Source organism: Streptomyces sp. KR55 (assembly GCF_052245645.1).
Classification (GTDB): domain Bacteria; phylum Actinomycetota; class Actinomycetes; order Streptomycetales; family Streptomycetaceae; genus Streptomyces; species Streptomyces flavusporus.
In genome coordinates, this window is the sequence record NZ_JBQQCE010000166.1 from 1 (window position 1) to 19,138 (window position 19,138).

The 19,138-nt window shown below is 71.7% G+C and carries 19 protein-coding genes and 1 pseudogene; 14 read left to right on the plus strand and 6 right to left on the minus strand.

Annotated elements, in window-relative coordinates; all coding sequences use genetic code 11:
- Positions 1–309, plus strand: a 309-nt coding sequence (locus ACTWQJ_RS23950) for a GNAT family N-acetyltransferase (RefSeq protein ID WP_443308647.1), incomplete at its 5' end; no start/stop codon positions are given.
- Here ACTWQJ_RS23950 and ACTWQJ_RS23955 read toward each other — a convergent pair.
- The 3 genes from ACTWQJ_RS23955 to ACTWQJ_RS23965 form a co-directional block, all read right to left on the minus strand.
- Entirely contained in the window at positions 306–488 is a 183-nt protein-coding gene (locus ACTWQJ_RS23955) for a hypothetical protein (protein WP_443308648.1), read from the minus strand. The genes ACTWQJ_RS23950 and ACTWQJ_RS23955 overlap by 4 nt on opposite strands.
- Entirely contained in the window at positions 485–1,261 is a 777-nt protein-coding gene (locus ACTWQJ_RS23960) for a heavy metal-responsive transcriptional regulator (protein WP_443308649.1), read from the minus strand. Before ACTWQJ_RS23960 ends, ACTWQJ_RS23955 begins: the two co-directional genes overlap by 4 nt.
- A 259-nt stretch (positions 1,262–1,520) precedes the next feature.
- Positions 1,521–2,219 carry a TetR/AcrR family transcriptional regulator gene (locus ACTWQJ_RS23965; protein ID WP_443308650.1) on the minus strand — a complete coding sequence of 233 codons (699 nt, stop codon included), beginning with the start codon at positions 2,217–2,219 and terminating at the stop codon, positions 1,521–1,523.
- Positions 2,220–2,318: 99 nt separating this feature from the next.
- On the opposite strand from ACTWQJ_RS23965, the gene ACTWQJ_RS23970 reads away from it, so the two are divergent.
- Positions 2,319–3,257: an NADP-dependent oxidoreductase gene (locus ACTWQJ_RS23970; RefSeq protein ID WP_443308651.1), complete on the plus strand. Its 939-nt coding sequence runs from the start codon at positions 2,319–2,321 to the stop codon at positions 3,255–3,257.
- 32 nt (positions 3,258–3,289) lie between these two features.
- Positions 3,290–3,970, plus strand: a complete 681-nt coding sequence (locus ACTWQJ_RS23975; protein WP_443308652.1) for an SDR family NAD(P)-dependent oxidoreductase — start codon at positions 3,290–3,292, stop codon at positions 3,968–3,970.
- A gap of 517 nt (positions 3,971–4,487) precedes the next feature.
- On the opposite strand, the gene ACTWQJ_RS23980 is transcribed toward ACTWQJ_RS23975, so the two are convergent.
- On the minus strand, positions 4,488–5,777 hold the full coding sequence (locus tag ACTWQJ_RS23980; RefSeq protein ID WP_443308653.1) for a cytochrome P450 family protein: 1,290 nt from the start codon (positions 5,775–5,777) through the stop codon (positions 4,488–4,490).
- A gap of 128 nt (positions 5,778–5,905) precedes the next feature.
- On the opposite strand from ACTWQJ_RS23980, the gene ACTWQJ_RS23985 reads away from it, so the two are divergent.
- On the plus strand, positions 5,906–7,138 hold the full coding sequence (locus ACTWQJ_RS23985) for an FAD-dependent oxidoreductase (protein ID WP_443308654.1): 1,233 nt from the start codon (positions 5,906–5,908) through the stop codon (positions 7,136–7,138).
- 14 nt (positions 7,139–7,152) lie between these two features.
- Here ACTWQJ_RS23985 and ACTWQJ_RS23990 read toward each other — a convergent pair whose 3' ends face one another.
- Positions 7,153–7,776, minus strand: coding sequence for a TetR family transcriptional regulator (locus ACTWQJ_RS23990; RefSeq protein ID WP_443308664.1), 624 nt, complete (start codon positions 7,774–7,776; stop codon positions 7,153–7,155).
- 73 nt (positions 7,777–7,849) lie between these two features.
- Here ACTWQJ_RS23990 and ACTWQJ_RS23995 point away from each other — a divergent pair, with 73 nt between their 5' ends.
- The 10 genes from ACTWQJ_RS23995 to ACTWQJ_RS24040 all read left to right on the plus strand — a co-directional run bounded on the left by ACTWQJ_RS23995 (position 7,850) and on the right by ACTWQJ_RS24040 (position 18,800).
- On the plus strand, positions 7,850–8,773 hold the full coding sequence (locus ACTWQJ_RS23995) for an oxidoreductase (RefSeq protein ID WP_443308655.1): 924 nt from the start codon (positions 7,850–7,852) through the stop codon (positions 8,771–8,773).
- 102 nt (positions 8,774–8,875) lie between these two features.
- On the plus strand, positions 8,876–9,496 hold the full coding sequence (locus ACTWQJ_RS24000; protein WP_443308656.1) for a hypothetical protein: 621 nt from the start codon (positions 8,876–8,878) through the stop codon (positions 9,494–9,496).
- A gap of 39 nt (positions 9,497–9,535) precedes the next feature.
- Positions 9,536–10,366, plus strand: coding sequence for an oxidoreductase (locus tag ACTWQJ_RS24005; protein ID WP_443308657.1), 831 nt, complete (start codon positions 9,536–9,538; stop codon positions 10,364–10,366).
- Between the two features lie 229 nt (positions 10,367–10,595).
- A complete protein-coding gene (locus tag ACTWQJ_RS24010) occupies positions 10,596–12,167 on the plus strand; it encodes a S8 family peptidase (RefSeq protein ID WP_443308658.1) in 1,572 nt (523 codons plus the stop codon).
- 217 nt (positions 12,168–12,384) lie between these two features.
- Complete coding sequence (locus ACTWQJ_RS24015; RefSeq protein WP_443308659.1) at positions 12,385–13,536, plus strand: DUF4190 domain-containing protein; 1,152 nt, start codon at positions 12,385–12,387, stop codon at positions 13,534–13,536.
- Positions 13,537–13,704: 168 nt separating this feature from the next.
- A complete protein-coding gene (locus tag ACTWQJ_RS24020) occupies positions 13,705–14,457 on the plus strand; it encodes a GntR family transcriptional regulator (protein WP_443308660.1) in 753 nt (250 codons plus the stop codon).
- A 333-nt stretch (positions 14,458–14,790) separates the two neighbouring features.
- On the plus strand, positions 14,791–14,979 hold the full coding sequence (locus tag ACTWQJ_RS24025) for an SPOR domain-containing protein (RefSeq protein ID WP_409469896.1): 189 nt from the start codon (positions 14,791–14,793) through the stop codon (positions 14,977–14,979).
- 41 nt (positions 14,980–15,020) lie between these two features.
- Positions 15,021–15,422: a (deoxy)nucleoside triphosphate pyrophosphohydrolase gene (locus ACTWQJ_RS24030; RefSeq protein WP_443308661.1), complete on the plus strand. Its 402-nt coding sequence runs from the start codon at positions 15,021–15,023 to the stop codon at positions 15,420–15,422.
- A 104-nt stretch (positions 15,423–15,526) separates the two neighbouring features.
- Positions 15,527–15,988 (plus strand): ATP-binding protein, encoded by a 462-nt coding sequence (locus ACTWQJ_RS24035; RefSeq protein WP_443308662.1) that lies wholly within the window; start codon positions 15,527–15,529, stop codon positions 15,986–15,988.
- 208 nt (positions 15,989–16,196) lie between these two features.
- The gene (locus ACTWQJ_RS24040) at positions 16,197–18,800 is read left to right on the plus strand and encodes a SpoIIE family protein phosphatase (protein WP_443308663.1); all 2,604 of its coding nucleotides are present in this window, start codon (positions 16,197–16,199) and stop codon (positions 18,798–18,800) included.
- Between the two features lie 157 nt (positions 18,801–18,957).
- On the opposite strand, the pseudogene ACTWQJ_RS24045 reads toward ACTWQJ_RS24040, so the two are convergent.
- Positions 18,958–19,138: pseudogene (locus ACTWQJ_RS24045) on the minus strand (hypothetical protein); the annotation flags it as partial.

The following is a 19,138-nucleotide window of genomic DNA, read 5'->3' on the forward strand; positions in this document are numbered from 1 at the left end:
CTGTGGGGCATCGACAACCACAACCGGTCCGCGCACATCGGACTTGGGCTGCTGCCGTCCTCCCGCGGCAAGGGCTACGGCACCGACGTGGTCGCGGTGCTGTGCCACTACGGTTTCGTCGTGCGCGGCCTGCAGCGGCTGCAGATCGAGACGCTGTCGGACAACGCCGCGATGCTGCGCTCCGCCGAGCGCAACGGCTTCGTCCGCGAGGGCGTGCTGCGCTCCTCGGCCTGGGTGCTGGGCGAGTTCCTGGACGAGGTGCTGCTCGGGCTCCTCGTCCAGGACTGGAAGCCGGACTCGAAGGGCTAGGCTGCCGCCCTACGGTCAAGGACAGGCATCCACAGGGCTCCGATCGCCGAGGTGATGCCGATGCCGCCGAGCACCGCCAGGAGCGGGCCTGCGCAGCACACCGCGCAGGCGGCAAGGGCGGCAGCGCCGGTGCCGAGCGTGCCCCAGGGCCGGGACGGGCGGGAGGACGGAGTGGTCATGCAGTCCCTCCGAACAGGTCGGCCAGCATCCCGGCGGCGCTCTCGGGTGCGCGCACGCTCAGCTGGAGGACGTCGGGGGTCAGACGCAGGGTGAAGTCGAAGAACGCGCAGCAGCCCTGTTCGGCCGCGGCGAGCGCCGCGAGCTGCCCGGCGAGCTCGGCGTCAGGTGGGAAGGACAGCCGCAGCCCGTCGTCGATCTCCTCGCGTTGCCGGGCCTTTTCGACGAGCACGCGCCACTGCTCGGTACGCTCGCCCAGCTCGGCGCCACCGAGGGTGCAGGCGACCGGCGCGTCCCGCCACGTCTCCCGGTCCGGGCCAGAGGGACGGGTCGGCGACAGCGTCACCGGCACCGGTGCGACAGCAGGGGCGCTGGTCGTGGTGCAGCCACAGTCCGGGCCGCACGCGCCCGCCGGCGCCGGGCCCGACAAGTCCGCATGGACCCCGGCCAGGCGGGCGGAGAAGGCGCGCAGCTCAGCGATCCGGCCGTCGGTATCCGTGATCCGGTCGGCGACCAGCGGCAGCATCCGGGCCCGCACCGAGGCACACGCACCTTCCTCACGGACCTCCAGTAGGTCGCGGATCTCCTCCAGCGCCAAGCCCAGCAGCTTCGCCGAAGAGATGAAGGCCAGTCGCTCCACCGCGTCCTCGCCGTAGACGCGGTACCCGGACGCGGTCCGCTCGGCCGGCAGCAGTCCAGCGGTCTCGTAGAAGCGCAGCGTCGTGGCCGGTACGCCGGATCGCTCGGCCAGCTGCGAGATGCGGAAAGTCGTCACACGGCCGACGGTAAACCTTCAACCCGACTCGAAGGTCAAGGCCGGACCAACGCCGGACACCCGAATGCGCGCGGGGACGGCTGGCGTCCGCGTGCGGGTTCGCCCAGGTCAAGTAGGGGCCCGCCCGGGGAGGCGGGCCTCTTTTGCTGCGCTCGTGACGCTCAGGGCGTACCGGGGGTGGCGCCCATCATCCCGGCCGCCGTCGCGAGACCGGCCCAGCCGGACGTGCCTTCCGGGCCTGGACCGCAGCCGGCCCACTTCAGGAGGACGTGTGGGTGCCGGTGCGTGTGAGGCGGACCATGGCGCGGTACAGCGCGGTGGGTGCGGGGGCCTCGGGCAGTGGCGGGATGTCGGCGCCGGGAGCGGCGTAGGAGCGGAGCATGTGGCCGACCAGGCGGCGCCAGGTGTCGGGCGCGGCGTCGCCGGTGGCGGCGATGACGCCGGCGTTGGCCATGAGCAGGATGACGAGGTCCTGTGAGGTGAAGTCCTCACGGAGCTTGCCGATGGCCTTGGCGCGGGTGATGAGTTGGACGAATCCCTCGTACGCCTCGGCGCGGCGGGCCTCCAGCGCCTTCGCGGCGGGGAAGGTCATGGTCAGGACATCGGCGAAACCGCGGTCGGCGGCCTGCATGGCGCAGACGGCGTGGACGTAGCCCGTGAAGCCCTGCCAGGGGTCGGGGTCGGCGAGTGCCACGGCGACAGCGCCGGCGTAGGCGTCCATACGGTCGGCGAAGACTGCGTTGATGAGTTCCTCCCGGGTGGCGAAACGGCGGGAGAGGGTGGCTTTGCCGACGCCTGCCTCGCGGGCGACGGAGGCCATGGAGACACCGAGTCCTTCGGTGGCGTAGAGGCGGCGGGCGGCGGCCAGGATGCGGTCACGGTTGCGTTCGGCGTCAGCGCGCAGTCCCGGTTCGGGCTGCTCGTCCGGGGTTTCGCCTGGGGCTGCGGAGGGGGTCATGTCCTCACTCTACCTAAGTGGAACACCCGGCCCGGTTGTGTTGTTATGCTGCGGCGAGAGAAACGGGACGACCGTTCCAGTTATGTGAAGGTGATCGTCATGCGTGCTGTAACCCTGAGCTCCGTACCTGCCACCCCTGCCGTGACCGAGGTCGACACCCCCCGCCCCGAGGCCGGGGAGGTGCTGGTGAAGGTGGCCGCCTCGTCGGTGAACGGCTTCGACGCCTCTACGGCGGCCGGTTATCTGCAGGGGATGATGGAGCACCGGTTCCCGCTGGTGCTCGGCAAGGACTTCGCGGGCACTGTCGAGGCCGTCGGTGAGGGCGTGGACGGCTTCACGGTCGGCGACGCGGTCTTCGGCGTCGTGATGAAGCCGTTCCTGGGCACGGGGTCGCTGGGCCAGTACGTCACTGTGTCCACCGGAATCGGCGTCGCCCCCATCCCCACGGGCCTGAAGGTGGAGGACGCGGGCGCGCTGGGCCTGGCCGGGACGGCCGCCCTGGACAGCCTGAACACGGTGTCCCTGGCCGAGGGCGAGACGGTGCTGATCTCGGGCGCCACCGGTGGAGTGGGCGCGCTGGCCGTGCAGATCGCCGCCGCCCGCGGCGCGAAGGTGATCGCGACCGCCCGTCCCGGCGCGGAGGCCGACTTCGTCACCGGCCTGACCAAGGAGCCGGTCCACCTCGTGGACTTCACCGGTGACCTGGAGGCCCAGGTCCGCGAGATCGCCCCGGAGGGCGTGGACGCCGTGCTGCACCTGGCGGGCGACGGCGCGGCGCTTGCGGGCCTGCTGCGGCCGGGCGGGCAGATCGCCTCCACCATCGGCCTGACCCAGGACGCCGTCGAGGGCCGGGACATCACCGTCCACGCGGTGTGGGCCGACCCCAACGCCCAGACCCTGACCGCCCTGGCCGAGCAGGCCGCCTCCGGCGCGCTGCGGGTGCCGGTCACCGCCACCTACCCGCTGGAGGAGGCCTCCCAGGCGTTCGCCGCCTTCGGCGCGGGCGCGCTCGGCAAGCTCGCCGTCACCTGCTCCTGAAACCCGCCCCACTCTACGGAAGAGACCTGATCGTGCCCACTATCGCCATCGTCGGCGCCGGCCCCGGCATGGGCCTGGCCATCGCCCGTACCTTCGGCAGCCGCGGCTTCGACGTCGCCCTGATCGCCCGCACCAAGGAGAAGCTTCAGACGCTGGTCGACCAGCTCGGCCAGGAAGGCATCACGGCCGCCGCGTTCCCCGCCGACGTGCTGGACCGCGCCTCGCTCACCGCCGCCCTGGACGCGGCCAAGGCCCGCTTCGGCACGCTCGACGTGCTGGAGTACTCCCCGGCACCGCACTCCCCGGTGCCCGGCTTCACCACGGCCACCCCCTCCGAGGTCACGGTGGACAATCTGCAGCCGCAGATCGAGTACACCTTCTACGGCGCTGTCACGGCCGCCCGCGCGGTACTGCCCGCCATGCGGGAAGCCGGCGCCGGGACGCTGCTGTTCACCACCGGCGGCGGTTCCGTGAACCCGGTGCCGATGTTCGGCAACGTCAACGCAGCCGGTGGAGCCCTGCGCAACTGGGTGATCAACCTGCACAACGAGCTGGCCGACACCGGCGTGTACGCCGCACACGTGGCGATCGACGTCTGGATCGGCGAGGGCGGCCCGGAGGGCATCCCGTCGGCCACGCCCGAGCAGATCGCCCCCCTGTACTGGGACCTGCACGAAAGCCGCGACCAGCCCGAGGCCGTTTTCAACGGCTGATCACCGGCCGGCAACCGGGAGCGGACACGGCACCTTCCGTCGCCGTCGTCCCTGTCCCAAATCCTTCGGCTCCTTCCGTCTGTGCTCGCCCACCGGCGCCGGTGGGCGAGCGCGGCGAACAGGTCCGGCTCGTGACAAGAGAGCGGGTATCAACTTCGACCTCGCGCGTTGGCACCACCGCCCGAGCCGCTTCCGCCCGGTCACCGCGAGATGCCGGCTCTCTTCGAGGTCCCGCCGACCCCTACGACGGCGTGCACACCGTGCGGGCGGTGGAGAACTTCGCGATCACCGGATCCACCATCGCCCAGGGCCCAGCCCTCGAAGGAGGCAAGCCCGTTGCCTGCACGCAAGCCGCGTAGGGGTGCACGAGGGGTGTCTGAGCCCTCTGGTGCTGGGATGACGCAGGGCTGCGCGGGGGCGGGGCGTCTCGACTCGCGCCAGTTCGCTCAGCTGTTCTCGCGGCGCCAGAAGATGGGCAGCCACCAGTGGAGTCGATTGCTCACCGGTGCAGTGTCCATCATCGGCCGAGCGCCGGCCCACGGTGTATCGGTCGGTCCCTGTCCTTGGAGCGGCCCTGGGACGGACGTCCGGCGGACGGAGTGAACGTGACCGGCAGGTGCTCTGGGCCACGTAGGCCGCCGGGTCGCCAGCGGAGTTCGCCGGGCGGTACGGCGGGGGCGAGGTCGGGCAGGCGGCGCAGGGCGGTGCCGATGGCGACCTGGCCCTCCAGCCGGGCCAGCGGCGCCCCGAGGCAGTAGTGCAGGCCGTGGCCGAAGGCGAGGTGGGCGTTGTCCCGCCGGGTGATGTCCAGGCGATCGGGGTCGGGGAACCGCGCCGGATCGCGGTCGGCGATGGCGGAGGCGATCAGCACGGTCGCGCCCCGCGGGATGGTCACGCCCCCGATGGTGACGTCCTCGCGCGCGAACCGGGCGATGCCGGGGTTGACCGGTCCGTCGTAGCGGAGGAACTCCTCGATGGCGTCCGGCAGCAGCGCCGGATCGTCCCGCAGCATCCGGAGCTGGTCGGGGTGGGCCAGCAGCGCGGCGATGCCGCCGCCGATCAGGTTGACCGTGGTGATGTAGCCGGCCGCCAGCAGCAGGAACGCCATCGCGATGAGCTCGTCCTCGTCGAGGCGCTGTTCTTCGTCCCGGGCGGTGATCAGCGCGCTGAGCAGGTCCTCCTGCGGCCGGGCTCGTTTGGCTGCCAGGAGCTCGGTCAGGTACGAGCGCATGTGCTGCCATGCCTCATTCACCACGGCCGGGTCCGGCGGCTCTGTTCCGCGCAGGATCATGTCGTCGGTCCACCGCTGGAAGTCGTGCCGGTCCGCCGTGGGCACGCCGAGCAGTTCGCTGATCACGGTGACCGGAAGCGGCAGCGCGAAGTCCTCGACGAGGTCGGCGGCGCCGGCCGGAGCGATCGCGTCGAGCAGCCGGTCGGTGATCTCCTGGACGCGGGGCCGCAGCTCGGCCACCTTGCGGGCGGTGAACGCCCTGGAGACCAGGCGGCGCAGCCGGGTGTGCTCGGGCGGGTCGGCGCGGAGCATGGTGCGCAGCATGGACTCGCGCTCCGTCGCGGGCAGCTGCTGCAGCAGCCGGGGGTCCGACGCTTCGCGGACGTCGCTGCTCAGCCGGGGGTCGGACAGGGCGGCGAGGCCGTCTTCGTACCGCGTGACCAGCCAGGCCTCCAGGCCGCCGGCGATGACCGCGCGCCGCACGGGGCCGTCCTCGCGCAGCTGCCGGTAGAACGGGAAGGGATCCGCCACGAAGGTCGGGTCGGCGTAGGGCAGAAGGACCGGCTGCGGATTCATGGCGGCCTCCGGAGCGTCGCGGACATTTGCGGAGAAATTGCGGCACTTTGGGATTATATGATCCGCTCTGGTCGGCTTCGGGAACCCCGACAGGGCGGCACGTGATGGACCCGACAGGGAGGCGCGTGATGGAGCGGACGACGTGCTGTGTGGTGGGCGGCGGCCCCGCCGGAATGGTCCTCGGCCTGCTGCTGGCCCGGGCCGGCGTGGCGGTCACCGTCCTGGAGAAGCACGGTGACTTCCTGCGCGACTTCCGCGGCGACACCGTGCATCCGTCGACCCTGGCGCTGCTGGAGGAGCTGGGTCTGGCCGAGCGGTTCGCCGAACTGCCGCAGCGGCGGGTGACGACGGTCCAGCTGCCGCTCGGCCGGGACCGTTCGCTGGTCACCGTCGGAGACATCGGCGCGCTGCGCAGCACGTACAACTACATCGCCATGGTGCCTCAGTGGGACCTGCTCAACCTCCTGGCGGACGAGGCCCGGCGGGAGCCGTCCTTCTCCGTGCGGATGAGCACCGAGGCGACGTCCTTCCTGGTGGAGCGCGGACGCGTCACAGGGGTGCGGTACCGCACGTCCGACGGCGGTACCGGTGAGCTGCGGGCCACCCTCACGGTCGCCTGCGACGGCCGGGACTCGCTGGCCCGGTCGCGGCCCGAACTGAGACTGCGGAGGTTCGACTGCCCGATGGACGCCTGGTGGTTCCGGCTGCCGCGGCGGGAGGGCGACCCGCACGGGCTCGTGGGAGGCGTCGGCGACCGGTTCCTCACCGCCATGATCGACCGCGGGGACTACTGGCAGTGCGCCGCGCTGATCCCCAAGGGAACCGACGCCCGCCGCCGCGCCGCCGGGCTCGACCGGTTCATGGCCGATTTCACGGCCGCCGTCCCGTGGCTCGGGGACCGCGCGCAGGCGGTGCGGTCGTGGGACGAGGTGAAGCTGCTGGACGTACGGCTCGACCGCCTCCGGCGCTGGCACCGCCCGGGGCTGCTGTGCATCGGCGACGCGGCGCACGCGATGTCGCCGGTCTTCGGCATCGGCATCAACCTCGCCGTCGAGGACGCCGTGGCCGCTGCCCGGTATCTCGTCGAGCCGCTGCGCGGGGGCGCGGTGGGCTTGCGGGACGTACGCGCCGTCCAGCGCCGACGGTGGCCGACCACGGCCCTGACACAGGCGCTGCAGCGGACGGCCCACGCCCGGGTCATCGAACCGCTGCTGGCGGGACGTTCCCCCTTCGGCAACCCCAGGCGGGCGCAGCGGATGACCGAGCTGATCACCACCTCGCGGTGGCTGAACCGGGTGCCTGCCTATTTCCTGGCCTACGGCGCCGTACGCGAGCGTCCGCCGGCCGCGTCGGTCCGGTGAGCGCGGAGCGTGCCTTATGCCTGCGCGGCTCTGTCCAGCGCGGGGGCGATGATCGCGAAAGCCCGGTCGGACAGGGCCGTGGGGTCCTCGGCGCCGTCGCTGTCGCTCCAGCGTTGCAGGACGGTGTCGAAGGCGGTCAGGGCCATTCCGGCGGCCAGTTGGGGGTACAGGTCGGTGGCGCGGTCGAGGTCGAGGCGGTGCGCCAGTTCCGTCGCCAGTTCGTCGCGCCAGTGGGCCTGGCGTTCCAGGAAGCGGGCGTGCAGAGCGGGGGTGCCCAGGATCAGCTGGACCACGCGCAGGGCGCGGTCCGAGTGGCCGGCGCAGGCCGCGACGGAGACCGAGACGGAGTGCCGCAGGGCGACGGACGGCGGCTCCCCGGCCGGGCGGCCCGCCAGCTCGGTGCGGATACCGGCGCCCATCTCGGCCAGGAACTGGACGACGACGTCCTCCTTGGACGCGAAGTACCGGAAGAACGTCCGCTTGGACACTCCGGCGGCGGCCGCGATCTCGTCGATGGTGACCCCGTCGAACCCCTTCAGGGCCAGCAGCTGCAGCGCCGCTTCGGTCAGCTCGTTGGAGACCAGCTCACGTTTGCGCTGGGCCAGGCTCACTTCGGGGCGAGTGCTCACCCCACCCATCGTACACGCCATGCCGCTGATGGCACCCAGGCGCGCCTTGACACTGAATGACATGCAGGGCAACGTGTGACGCATGACCAAGCGGCAGCGCTGGACCGTCGATCACATCCCGGACCAGACCAAGCGGGTGTTCGTCGTCACCGGAGCCAACAGCGGTCTCGGTCTGGCGACCACGCGGGCGCTGGCCCGCAGGGGCGGGCATGTGATCCTTGCGGTGCGTGACGAGGCGAAGGGGCAGCGGGCGGCCCAGGAGATCGCCGCCCGGCAGCCGGGCGCGAGCCTGGAGGTGCGCCGTGTCGACCTGGCCGACCTCGACTCGGTGCGGGCCTTCGCCGACCAGGTGCGCTTCGACCACGCGCGGCTGGACGTCCTGGTCAACAACGCCGGTCTGATGGCGCCGCCCCGCTCCCTGAACCGGCAGGGCCAGGAGCTGCAGTTCGCCGCCAACCACCTCGGCCACTTCGCGCTCACCGGCCTGCTGCTCGATCTGCTGTCCGTCGGCACCGACCCCCGGGTGGTCTCGGTGACGTCGACCAACCACCGGCAGGCGACGATCTTCTTCGACGACCTCACCGGCGAGCGCAAGTACTCGCCCATGGGCTACTACAACCAGTCGAAGCTCGCCAACGCCGTCTTCGGCTGGGCCCTCCACCAGCGGCTGACCGCCGCAGGCAGCCCGGTGCGCAGCGTGCTCGCCCACCCCGGCTACACCTCCACCAACCTGCAGACGAGCTCGCCGACCGGCATGGTGAAGCTGCTCTTCGGCACCCTGCTCTCCCCGCTCGCCCAGTCCCCGGACCAGGGAGCGCTGCCGCAGCTGTACGCGGCCACCGAACCGACCGTGGTGGGCGGCGAGTTGATCGGGCCGGACGGCATGGGCGAGCTGCGCGGTGCACCGAAGCGGGTCCAGCTGGCGCCCCGCGCGACCGACGCCGAGACCGGCCGCCGGCTGTGGGAGCTCTCGGAGCGGCTGACCGACGTCCGGTTCGCGCTGTGACGGGGAACCGCGCCGACACGGGCCGCTGGATCCGCCGCTACCACCCGGCTCCGGACGCGCCGGTGCGGCTGCTGTGCCTGCCGCACGCCGACGGCTCCGAAAATGTCCTGGAAGACCCGGGTGCGGCTGCACTTCGGCGGCGAGCTGCTGCGGTCCCGGCTGGTCAACATCCCCACCGACTTCAAGAAGGTCGGGCTGTGGTCGAAGTACTCGCTGCTGTACGCGGAGGTCTCGCTCGGCGCCGAGTGCAAGGACCCCACCTGCCAGATCCTGCACAACGACTCGGGGGGTGTGGGCGGTTCGCTGTTCGAGCACGACAACCTCGACGTGCGCACGCACGACCGCCTCGCCGAGCTGTACGGCACGGTGCCGAGGTGGATCCTGCCGCACCTGCGGAGCATCGAACTGGCCCACACGATGATGCGGTTCAACGACGGCGACGGCCGCTACGACGCGCTGCCGAAGAACGCGCTCGACAACGCGGGCAAGATCGAGGCACCTCTTCTGCGATTGTCCGGCAGCGACAACCGCTTCTGGTACGACTCCAACAAGCTGTGCCACGAGGTCCTGTCGAGCCGCTACCCCGACATGGACGTCCGCTACGTCGAGGTCCCGGGCCACGGCCACCTCGACACGTTCATCGGGCGCAACGCGGCCCTGGACGTGTTCGGACACATCGTGGACTTCCTGGACGAATGCCGAGCCGTGCAGGCCGGCGTGTGACACCGTGCGGCCAGGAGCGAAGAAGGCGAAGGGAGCTGTATGAGCAGGATCTGGCTGATCACGGGCGCGAGCAGCGGGTTCGGCCGCGCCATCGCCGAGGCGGCGCTCGCCGCCGGTGACACCGTCGTCGGCGCGGCGCGGCGCCCGGAAGCGCTGGACGACCTGGTGGCCGCCCACCCCGGCCGCGTGGACCCGCTGCGGCTCGACGTCACCGACATCGCCGCGATCGACGCCGCGGTACGCGACGTCGTGGACCGGCACGGGCGGATCGACGTCCTCGTCAACAACGCCGGCCGCACCCATGTCGGCGCCTTCGAGGAGACGACGGACGACGAGCTGCGCGCCCTGTTCGACGTGCACGTCCTCGGCCCGGCGGCGCTGGTGCGGGCGGTGCTGCCGCATCTGCGCGAGCGGCGTTCGGGCGCGATCGTGCAGATGAGCAGCGTGGGCGGGCAGCTGTCGTTCGCGGGCTTCTCGGCGTACAGCGGAACGAAGTTCGCGCTGGAGGGCATGTCGGAGGCGCTCGCGGACGAGGTGCGGGAGTTCGGCATCAAGGTGCTGATCGTCGAGCCGGGCGCCTTCCGCACCTCGCTGTTCGAGGGCAGCCGGGCCGGTTTCAGCGCCGACAGCGGCGTGTACCCCAAGGTGGCACAGACCCGTGCGTATGTCTCCGGCGGCGACGGCACCCAGCCCGGCGACCCGGCGAAGGCGGCGGCGGTCATCCTGGCCGCCCTGGACACGGCGGAGACGCCGCTGCGCCTGCCGCTCGGCGACGACTCGGTCACCGCCGTCCTCGACCACCTCGAGCAGGTGCGGGCCGACGTCACCGCCTGGGAGAAGAGCACCCGGAACACCGCGTTCGACGAGTGATCCGGCGCGGGCCCTCCTGGAGGCGGCTTCGTCTTCAGGAGGGCCTTGACGGCTCGTCATGTCGGCCGTATGGCCTGCCGGTTACATCCGTGCAGGGCCCTTGTGCAATTCCTGTGGAAGCCTCAATCTTTCGGCTGACGCACAGGTGAGCCAGCGCAATTTGACATGCCCCTGCTCATCTGGCGCCGTCCCCACACCAGCGCACCACCGATTGAGGAGGACCCCTCAGATGGCAGTGATGCGTCATACCCGGCGAAGACTGGCGGCCACAGGCATCGCGACCGCCGCGGCACTCGCCGCGAGCCTGGTCGCCGCCCTCCCCGCCGGCGCGGCCCCGGCAGCCGAAGGCCGAATCCAGTACGAGGGCGCGGCGAACGCCGTCGCCGACAGCTACATCGTGACCCTCAAGGCGGACCGGGCCCGTTCGGGCTCCGCCGAGGGACGCGCCCTGGCGACGAAGTACGGCGCCACCATCGAGCGCACGTACAAGAAGGCCCTGAACGGCTACGCGATCGAGGCCTCCGAGACCGAGGCGAAACGTCTCGCCGCCGACCCGGCCGTCGCCTCCGTGGTCCAGAACCGCACCTTCACCGTCGCCGCGACCCAGCCCAGCCCGCCCTCCTGGGGCCTGGACCGCATCGACCAGCGCAACCTCCCGCTGAACAGCTCGTACACCTACCCGGACTCCGCCGGCCAGGGCGTCACGGCGTACGTCATCGACACCGGCGTCCGCATCACCCACAGCGACTTCGGCGGCCGTGCCTCCTACGGCTACGACGCCGTCGACAACGACAACACCGCCCAGGACGGCAACGGCCACGGCACCCACGTCGCCGGCACGGTCGCCGGAAACGCCTACGGCGTCGCCAAGAAGGCGAGGATCGTCGGCGTCCGCGTGCTGAACAACTCCGGCTCCGGCACCACCGCCCAGGTCGTCGCCGGCATCGACTGGGTGGCCCGGAACGCGGTCAAGCCGGCCGTCGCCAACATGTCCCTCGGCGGCGGCGCCGACACCGCCCTCGACACCGCCGTACGCAACGCCATCGCCTCCGGCGTCACCTTCGCCGTCGCGGCCGGCAACGAGACCACCAACGCCTCCACCCGGTCCCCCGCCCGCGTCACCGAGGCCATCACGGTCGGCGCCACCACGTCCGGCGACGCCAAGGCGAGCTACTCCAACTACGGCACGGTCCTGGACCTGTTCGCGCCGGGCTCGTCCATCACCTCGTCCTGGCACACCAGCGACTCGGCCACCAACACCATCTCCGGTACGTCGATGGCGACCCCGCACGTCGCCGGAGCGGCGGCGCTGTACCTGGCCGACAACCCCACGGCCACGCCCGCCCAGGTGTCCACCGCGCTGACCTCCGCAGCCACCCCCAACGTCGTCACCAGCCCCGGCACCGGCTCACCCAACCGGCTCCTGTACGTCGGCGGCGGCACCCCGACCCCGCCCGGCCCGCGCTTCGAGAACACCGGTGACTACACGATCAGCGACAACTCCACGGTCGAGTCCCCGGTGACCGTCTCCGGCGTCTCCGGCAACGCGCCCTCCGCGCTCGCCGTCGAGGTCCACATCGTCCACACGTACATCGGCGACCTCCAGGTCCAGCTGATCGCCCCCGACGGCACCGCGTACACGCTCAAGGGGTACGGCACCGGCGGCAGTGCGGACAACATCGACACCACGTACTCCGTCAACGCCTCCTCGGAGGCCGCGAACGGCACGTGGAAGCTGAGGGTCAGCGACAACGCGAACATCGACACCGGGCGGATCGACGCCTGGGCGCTCCAGTTCTGACGTTCCTGACGTACCGTCATCTTCGTCCTCGCGGAAGGGCTTCGGGTCGGTGACCCGGCCCGCCGCGAGGACGAGGTTCGTCAGCCGGTGTACGGAGCAGGTCGTCCTCGGCGTCCAGCGTGAAGGGGAGCCCCGCCACGGCGCCCGCCCAGCGCTTACCATGCGCCAAGTCGTACGACTGTTCTGCATCCTCGGCCGAACCAGGAGCCCGGTACCCGTGTCCATCCCTCCGCCGCCTGGGCCCCATCAGCCCCAGGGCCAGTACCCGGCTCCCCACCCGCAGGGCCCGTATCCGCAGGGCCCCTACGCGCCGCCGCCGTACGGTGCCTGGGGCCCGTATCCGCCGCAGGCGCCGGTCAACGGTGTCGCCATCGCCGCCCTCGTCCTCGGCATCCTGTGCTTTCTCCCCGCCGTCGGGCTCGTGCTGGGCCTGATCGCGCTGCGTCAGATCAGGCGGAAGGGCGAGCGCGGGAAGGGTATGGCGGTCGCCGGGTCCGTGCTGTCGTCCGTCGGGCTCGCGCTGTGGGTCCTGACCCTCTCGACGGGCTTCGTGTCCGACTTCTGGGAGAGCTTCAAGGAGAGCGCGCAGGAGGCTGCGACCGTCTCGCCGGACAAGGGCGAGTGCTTCGACGCGCCCAGCGGCTCCCTGGAGGGCATGACCTACGACGTCGACGTGGTGCCCTGTGCGGGCAGGCACGACGGCGAGGTGTTCGCCACCGTCCGGCTGCCGGGCGGCAGTTTTCCCGGCGACGACCACATCACGAGCGTCGCCGACGACAAGTGCTATGCCCTGCGCGGCGACTACGCCATGGACACCTGGGCCCTGCCGGACAACGTCGACGTCTACTACCTGACCCCGACCCGCCAGAGCTGGGGGCTCGGCGACCGCGAGATCACCTGCATCTTCGGCAACACCGACGAGAAGGGCACCCTGACCGGCTCCCTGCGCAGCGACGCGACCACGCTGGACGCGGACCAGCTCGCCTACCTGAAGGCCGCCCGCGCCGTCGACGCCGTACTGGAGAAGGAGCCCGAGGAATTCCCCGAGGAGGACCTGGCGGCGAACCGCACCTGGGCGGGCGAGGTGGGCGACGTGCTCGCCGAGCAGAGCGGCACGCTGGGTGAGCACAGCTGGCCCGCCCGGGCCGAACAGCCCCTCGCCGACCTGGTGAAGGAGCTCGACTCCGCGCGCGGTCAGTGGGCGAAGGCGGCCGCCGCCGGTGACGCGGACACCTTCTACGTGCACTACGACGAGGGGTACGCGTTCTACGACGGGCAGGTCACCATCACCGCGCGCAAGGCTCTGGGCCTGGACACCAGCCCACCCGAGTACGCCACTGACCCGGGCGACTCCGACGCCGACGTGTGATCGCCCCCACAGCGGGGAGAAAGCGGGAGAACGCGGGGGGAAAGTGCCTGGGCACAGCCCTCCCCGCGCGCGAGTCATCACATCGAGTGATTCTCTGGCCTTTGCTTGCCTGACGGAACCCAGGGTTGCCACGCTGTTGCTGTCTGTACAACCTGATGGGAGCGGCCAGTGACATTCGGTGAGCAGCCGGCGTACCTGCGTGTCGCGGGTGATCTCCGCAAGAAGATCGTCGACGGTCTGCTGCCACCGCACACCCGCCTGCCGTCACAGGCCAGAATCCGCGAGGAGTACGGCGTCTCGGACACGGTCGCGCTCGAGGCGCGCAAGGTCCTGATGGCCGAAGGGCTGGTCGAGGGCCGCTCCGGTTCCGGGACGTATGTGCGGGAGCGGCCCGTGCCCCGGTCCGTCGCCCGCTCCGGATTCCGCCCGGACGGCGGCGCCACACCCTTCCGGCAGGAGCAGGCGGACGCCGCCGCGCGCGGCACCTGGGAGTCCAGCAGCGAACAGACCGTGGCAAGCGGCGCGATCGCCGAGCGGCTCGGCATCCGGCCCGGCGACCGCGTGATGTGCACGAAGTACCTGTTCCGGGAGGGTGGCGAGCCGTTGATGCTCTCCACCTCCTGGGAGCCGATCGCCGTCACCGGCCGCACGCCCGTGATGCTGCCCGAGGAGGGCCCTCTCGGCGGCATGGGCGTCGTCGAGCGCATGGCGGCCATCGACGTGATCGTCGACAACGTCACCGAGGAGGTCGGCGCCCGCCCCGGCCTCGCCGAGGAACTCCTCTCCCTGGGCGGCGTCCCCGGGCATGTCGTCCTCGTCGTCCAGCGCACCTTCTACGCCTCCGGCCGCCCCGTCGAGACGGCCGACGTGGTGATCCCGGCAGACCGCTACCGGGTCTCGTACCACCTCCCAGTGAAATAGGGCACACCTTTCCGACCCCTGCCCTGCAGCGCACGCCCCTGCGGCAGTTGCTCCCGGCATGCGCGCGCCGGGAGCCGGTGCGTGCGCCGTTCGATTCCGGACGTTTTCGCAGGTGACCCCGGGCGTGCCCGCCATGCCGCCGACCGGATGCGCGGATGCGTACGCACGGCGCGTTCGACGCCGTGCGCCCCCTCGCGCCTGGCTTGTTGCGTACCTCTTTGTGAAAAGCCGTATTCGCTGCGTGAAGGTTAGGCGTAGGCTCGGGCATATGCGGATTGCGGTTTCCTTAGCGGGCGGGGCGCGCGGGCCGAGGGCGGGAAGCGGAGGGGCGCGATGAACGACAGCACGGTGACTCTTCCCTGGCTCGTCATACGGCAGGACGACGGCGGCAATCGCTACCGCGTGGGCCGGTACGCGACCCGGGCCGAGGCCCAGAAGATCGCCGACAGTCTCGACAACCGCGGGCACAAGCAGCTCTATTGGGTCGAGCGCATCGGTCAGGACACCGACGACGACACCTGAGCCGCGACCCTCCCCTCGGCCCCTGACGTAGGCTCCGGCGCATGAAGGAACGGATCGTGGTGGTGGGGGCCGCCCTGTTCGACGGTGGCCGACTGCTCGCCGCGCGCCGTAGTGCACCCCCTGAACTGGCCGGGCGTTACGAGTTGCCCGGCGGCAAGGTCGAGCCGGGCGAAGCGCCGGATGCCGCGCTGGTGCGTGAGCTGCGGGAGGAACTCGGCGTCGAGGCCGAGGCCGTTGAGCGGGTGCCGGGGGAGTGGGACCTGAAGCCGCCGTATGTTCTGCACGTGTGGACCGCCCGTCTGCGCCCCGGCTCTCCCGACCCCAAGCCTCTCGAGGACCACGACGAACTGCGCTGGCTCGCACCCGGCGAACTCTGGGACGTCGACTGGCTGGACCAGGACGTTCCGGTCGTACGTGAGGTGGCCGCCCGCCTGAGCGGCTGACTCCTTGACGCCGGCCTGTGCCACCCCGCGTGTGGTGCCGTACCCGTACGCCGTTCGTGCCACAGTGCGCGCCCCCCAGCGGTACTGGGTCCCGCATATCGGGTATGTGCCAATTAACCCCACGAAACCAGGCATGGGTGGGTTCTCTGGCCCGGGAAGTGATCGGCGTGATCGACACCGAAGGTGACCGCGCCGAGTGGACCTTTCCCGCCGACCCGGGTGCCGTGCGCACCGCACGCTCCAACGTCCGCCACCAGCTGCACGGCTGGGGTCTCGACAGCGTCGGTGACATCACGGCCCTGCTGGTCAGCGAACTCGTGACCAACGCCCTGCGGCACGCCACCGGCCCCATCGGCGTCCGCCTGGTGCGCCCCCCGGACCTGCCCGACGTGCTGCTGGTGGAGGTCTCCGACCCGTTGCCCGACCCGCCCCACGAACGGGTCGCCCGGCCCGAGGACGAGCACGGGCGCGGCCTGCAACTGGTGGCCTCCTCCTCGCGCCGCTGGGGCACCCGGCCCGGGGAGTCCGGCAAGACGGTGTGGTTCGAGCTCGCGGTACCGACCTGAATCCGGACCGGACTTGCCGGAAGGCGTGATTCGAGGGCGTGTCCCCTGGTTAGAAGAGTGGAAGTGTTCTCGCAGGACGGTCCGAAAACCAACTGGACCGTTCTGTGATCGTGAACACCGTGTTGTGCGGCGCCGTAGTGCTGGATACTGCGGGCAGCCGCCCCCGGTGACCGGTGCCGGACGCGGTGAGCTGGAGGGGACGGTTCGCGTGAGCGAGATACCAGCGAAGGCCACGGAGTCCGAGGACCCGTCGGACGGCGCGAGAACGGAGGCCGCGGGTGCCTCCGGTGAGGTGCGGCCCGGCGACCCCATGTGGCAGAGCAGTCCGCCCGGCTCGATCTACGACTACATCAAGGTCGCGTCCTTCTCCATCGGCCCCGACGGGCTCGTCGACCAGTGGAGCCTGCGCGCCGAGCACCTGTTCGGCATCCCCGCCGAGCGGGCCGTCGGCATGGACCCCATCGCGGCGTTCATCGACTCCGACCTGCGCGCGCAGGGCCACCGGAAGATGGCCGAGATCCTCGACGGGCGGGAGTGGACCGGCGTGGTCCCCTTCCGGCTGCCGGAGACGGTGGACGGCGGCGGGGGCGAGGGTCTCGCCGAGGTCTATGTGATGCCGACGCGCACCGAGGACGGCGAGAAGGCGGCCGTCTGCATCGTCGTCGACGTCCGGGTGCTGCGCAGCATCGAGACGGATCTCGCCGCCTCGCAGGCCATTTTCGGCCAATCTCCGTTCGGCTTCCTGCTGATCGACGCCGAACTGCGGGTGCGGCGCGCCAACCAGCGGTTCGCCTCGACCTTCGGCGGCACACCCGACGACCACCGGGGCAAGGGCGTCCACGACTATCTGCCGCGCGGCGAGGCCGAGCGGGTTGCCGCGACGCTGCGCCGGGTCCTCGAGACCGGCGACAGCATCACGGACATGCACGTCACGGGCTTCGTGCCCGGTTGCGAGGACCGCCGTCACTGGTCGGTCAACCTCTACCGCGTGCACAGCGGAAGCGGCCGCCCCATCGGGATCGCCTGGCTCGGAACCGACATCACCGCCCGGCGCGCCGCCGCCCGCGAAGCAGCCGCCGCCCGGCGCAATCTCGCCCTCCTGAACGAGGCCGGCGCCCGCATCGGCAATTCCCTCGACCTGGAGACCACCGCCCGGGAACTCCTCGACGTCGTCGTCCCCGGCTTCTGCGACCTGGCCACCGTCGACCTCTACCAGGGCCTTCTGGCCGGCGACGAGACCCCGCCCGGCCTCGCCGACGGCAGCGCCGAACTGCGCCGCGTCGCCTTCGCCAGCGCCGTCTCCGACGCCCCCTTCGCGGGCATCGGCACGCCGGTCAAGGTCGGCGCGGTCCACCACTACCCCTTCAACTCGCCCTGCGCGGACGCCCTGCGCACCGCCCGCCCGCAGACCGTTCCCGCCGAGGAGGGCGGCCTCGTCCAGTCCACCCTCGCGGTGCCGATGGTCGCCCACGACACCGTCGTCGGGCTCGCCCAGTTCTCCCGTACGAAGGGCAGCGAGCCGTTCGGCGACCGGGACCGCGCCCTCGCGGTCGAGCTGGCCGCGCGGGCCGCCGTCTGCATCGACAACGCCCGCCTCTACCGGCGCGAGCACGAACGCGCGTTGATACTGCAACGGTCCCTGCTCCCGCCCGGCGACCCGGTCGCCTCCGGCCTGGACATCGCCTGCCGTTACCTTCCCGGGAACGCCTCCACCGGCCGCCCCAGTGAGGTCGGCGGCGACTGGTTCGACGTCATCGAACTGCCCGGCCACCGCACGGCGTTGGTCGTCGGCGACGTCATGGGCCGCGGTCTGCGCGCCGCCGTCGCGATGGGCGAACTCCGCACGGCGGTACGGACGCTGGCCCAGCTCGACCTCGAACCGGCCGAGGTCCTCTCCCAGTTGGACGAGATCGCCCGCGGCCTCGGCACCCCCGGAGGCATCCAGCAGGCCACCCGCGCCGCTCGCCGCCCCCGCGAGGCGGACCTGTCCGAGGTGTACCTCGCGACCTGCGTGTACGCGGTCTACGACTCCGTCACCCGGCGCTGCACCTTCGCCAACGCCGGCCATCTCCCGCCGGTCCTGGTCGAACCCGGCGAGCCGGCCCTGATGCTCGACGTACCGCCCGGCATGCCGCTCGGCGTCGGCGGGGAACCCTTCGAGGAGGTCGAGGTCGAACTCCCCGAAGGTGCACTGTTGGCGCTCTACACGGATGGACTGGTCGAATCCCGCGACCACCCCCTCGACGAGGGCCTCCAGGCCTTCGTGGGCGCGCTGACCGACCCGTCCCGCCCGCTGGAGGACGTCTGCGACCACGTCCTCAACACCCTCGACAGCCACCACGGCGAGGACGACATCGCCCTGCTCATGGCCCGCGTCCAGGGCCTGCCCGCCGAGTCCGTCGGCGACTGGACGCTGCCGCGCGAGCCGCGCAGCGTGGGCCGCGCCCGCGAGTACGCACGCGGCCAGCTGCTCAGCTGGGACATGGAGCCGCTGGTCGACACGACGGAGCTGCTGGTCAGCGAGCTGGTGACGAACGCCCTGCGGTACGGCGAGGGCGAGATCCGGTTGAGACTCCTGCTGGACCGCACCCTGGTCTGCGAGGTCTGGGACTCCGGCCTCGTCCAGCCCCGTCGCCGCCGCGCCCGCGACACCGACGAGGGCGGCCGCGGTCTCCAGCTCGTCGGCCTGCTGTCGGCGGCGTGGGGCTCCCGCCGCACACATCGTGGCAAGACGGTGTGGTTCGAACTCCCGCTGCCGGACGGCGAGAACGGCGTGGCGGATCCGGCGGAGGCCCTGCTGAGCCTGTTCTGAGGGCCGGAACGGCGTTGCGGCTGAGCCGGGGGTGGGTCGCGCAGCCCGGCGCCGGCGGGGTGCCGCCCGCGCCCACCCGTGCCGCCCTGGGGGTCCCCCCTCTGGGGGAGGCACGACTGCCCGCGGCCTGACGGGGGACGGGGGACGGGGGATAGGCCTACGGGTTCGGCCGCCTGCGTGCCCGGGTGCGGGGTCCTCCGAAGCTTGCGGGCGGGCCACCCTCCGGGTCACCGCCCAGGAGGATCCCGCCGAGGATCGCCCCGCCGACGCCGATCGCGTGCGCGTCCGCCCCGGCGTACGGCGTGCCGTGGGCGCGTACGTCCTGCTCGGCGAGGTGC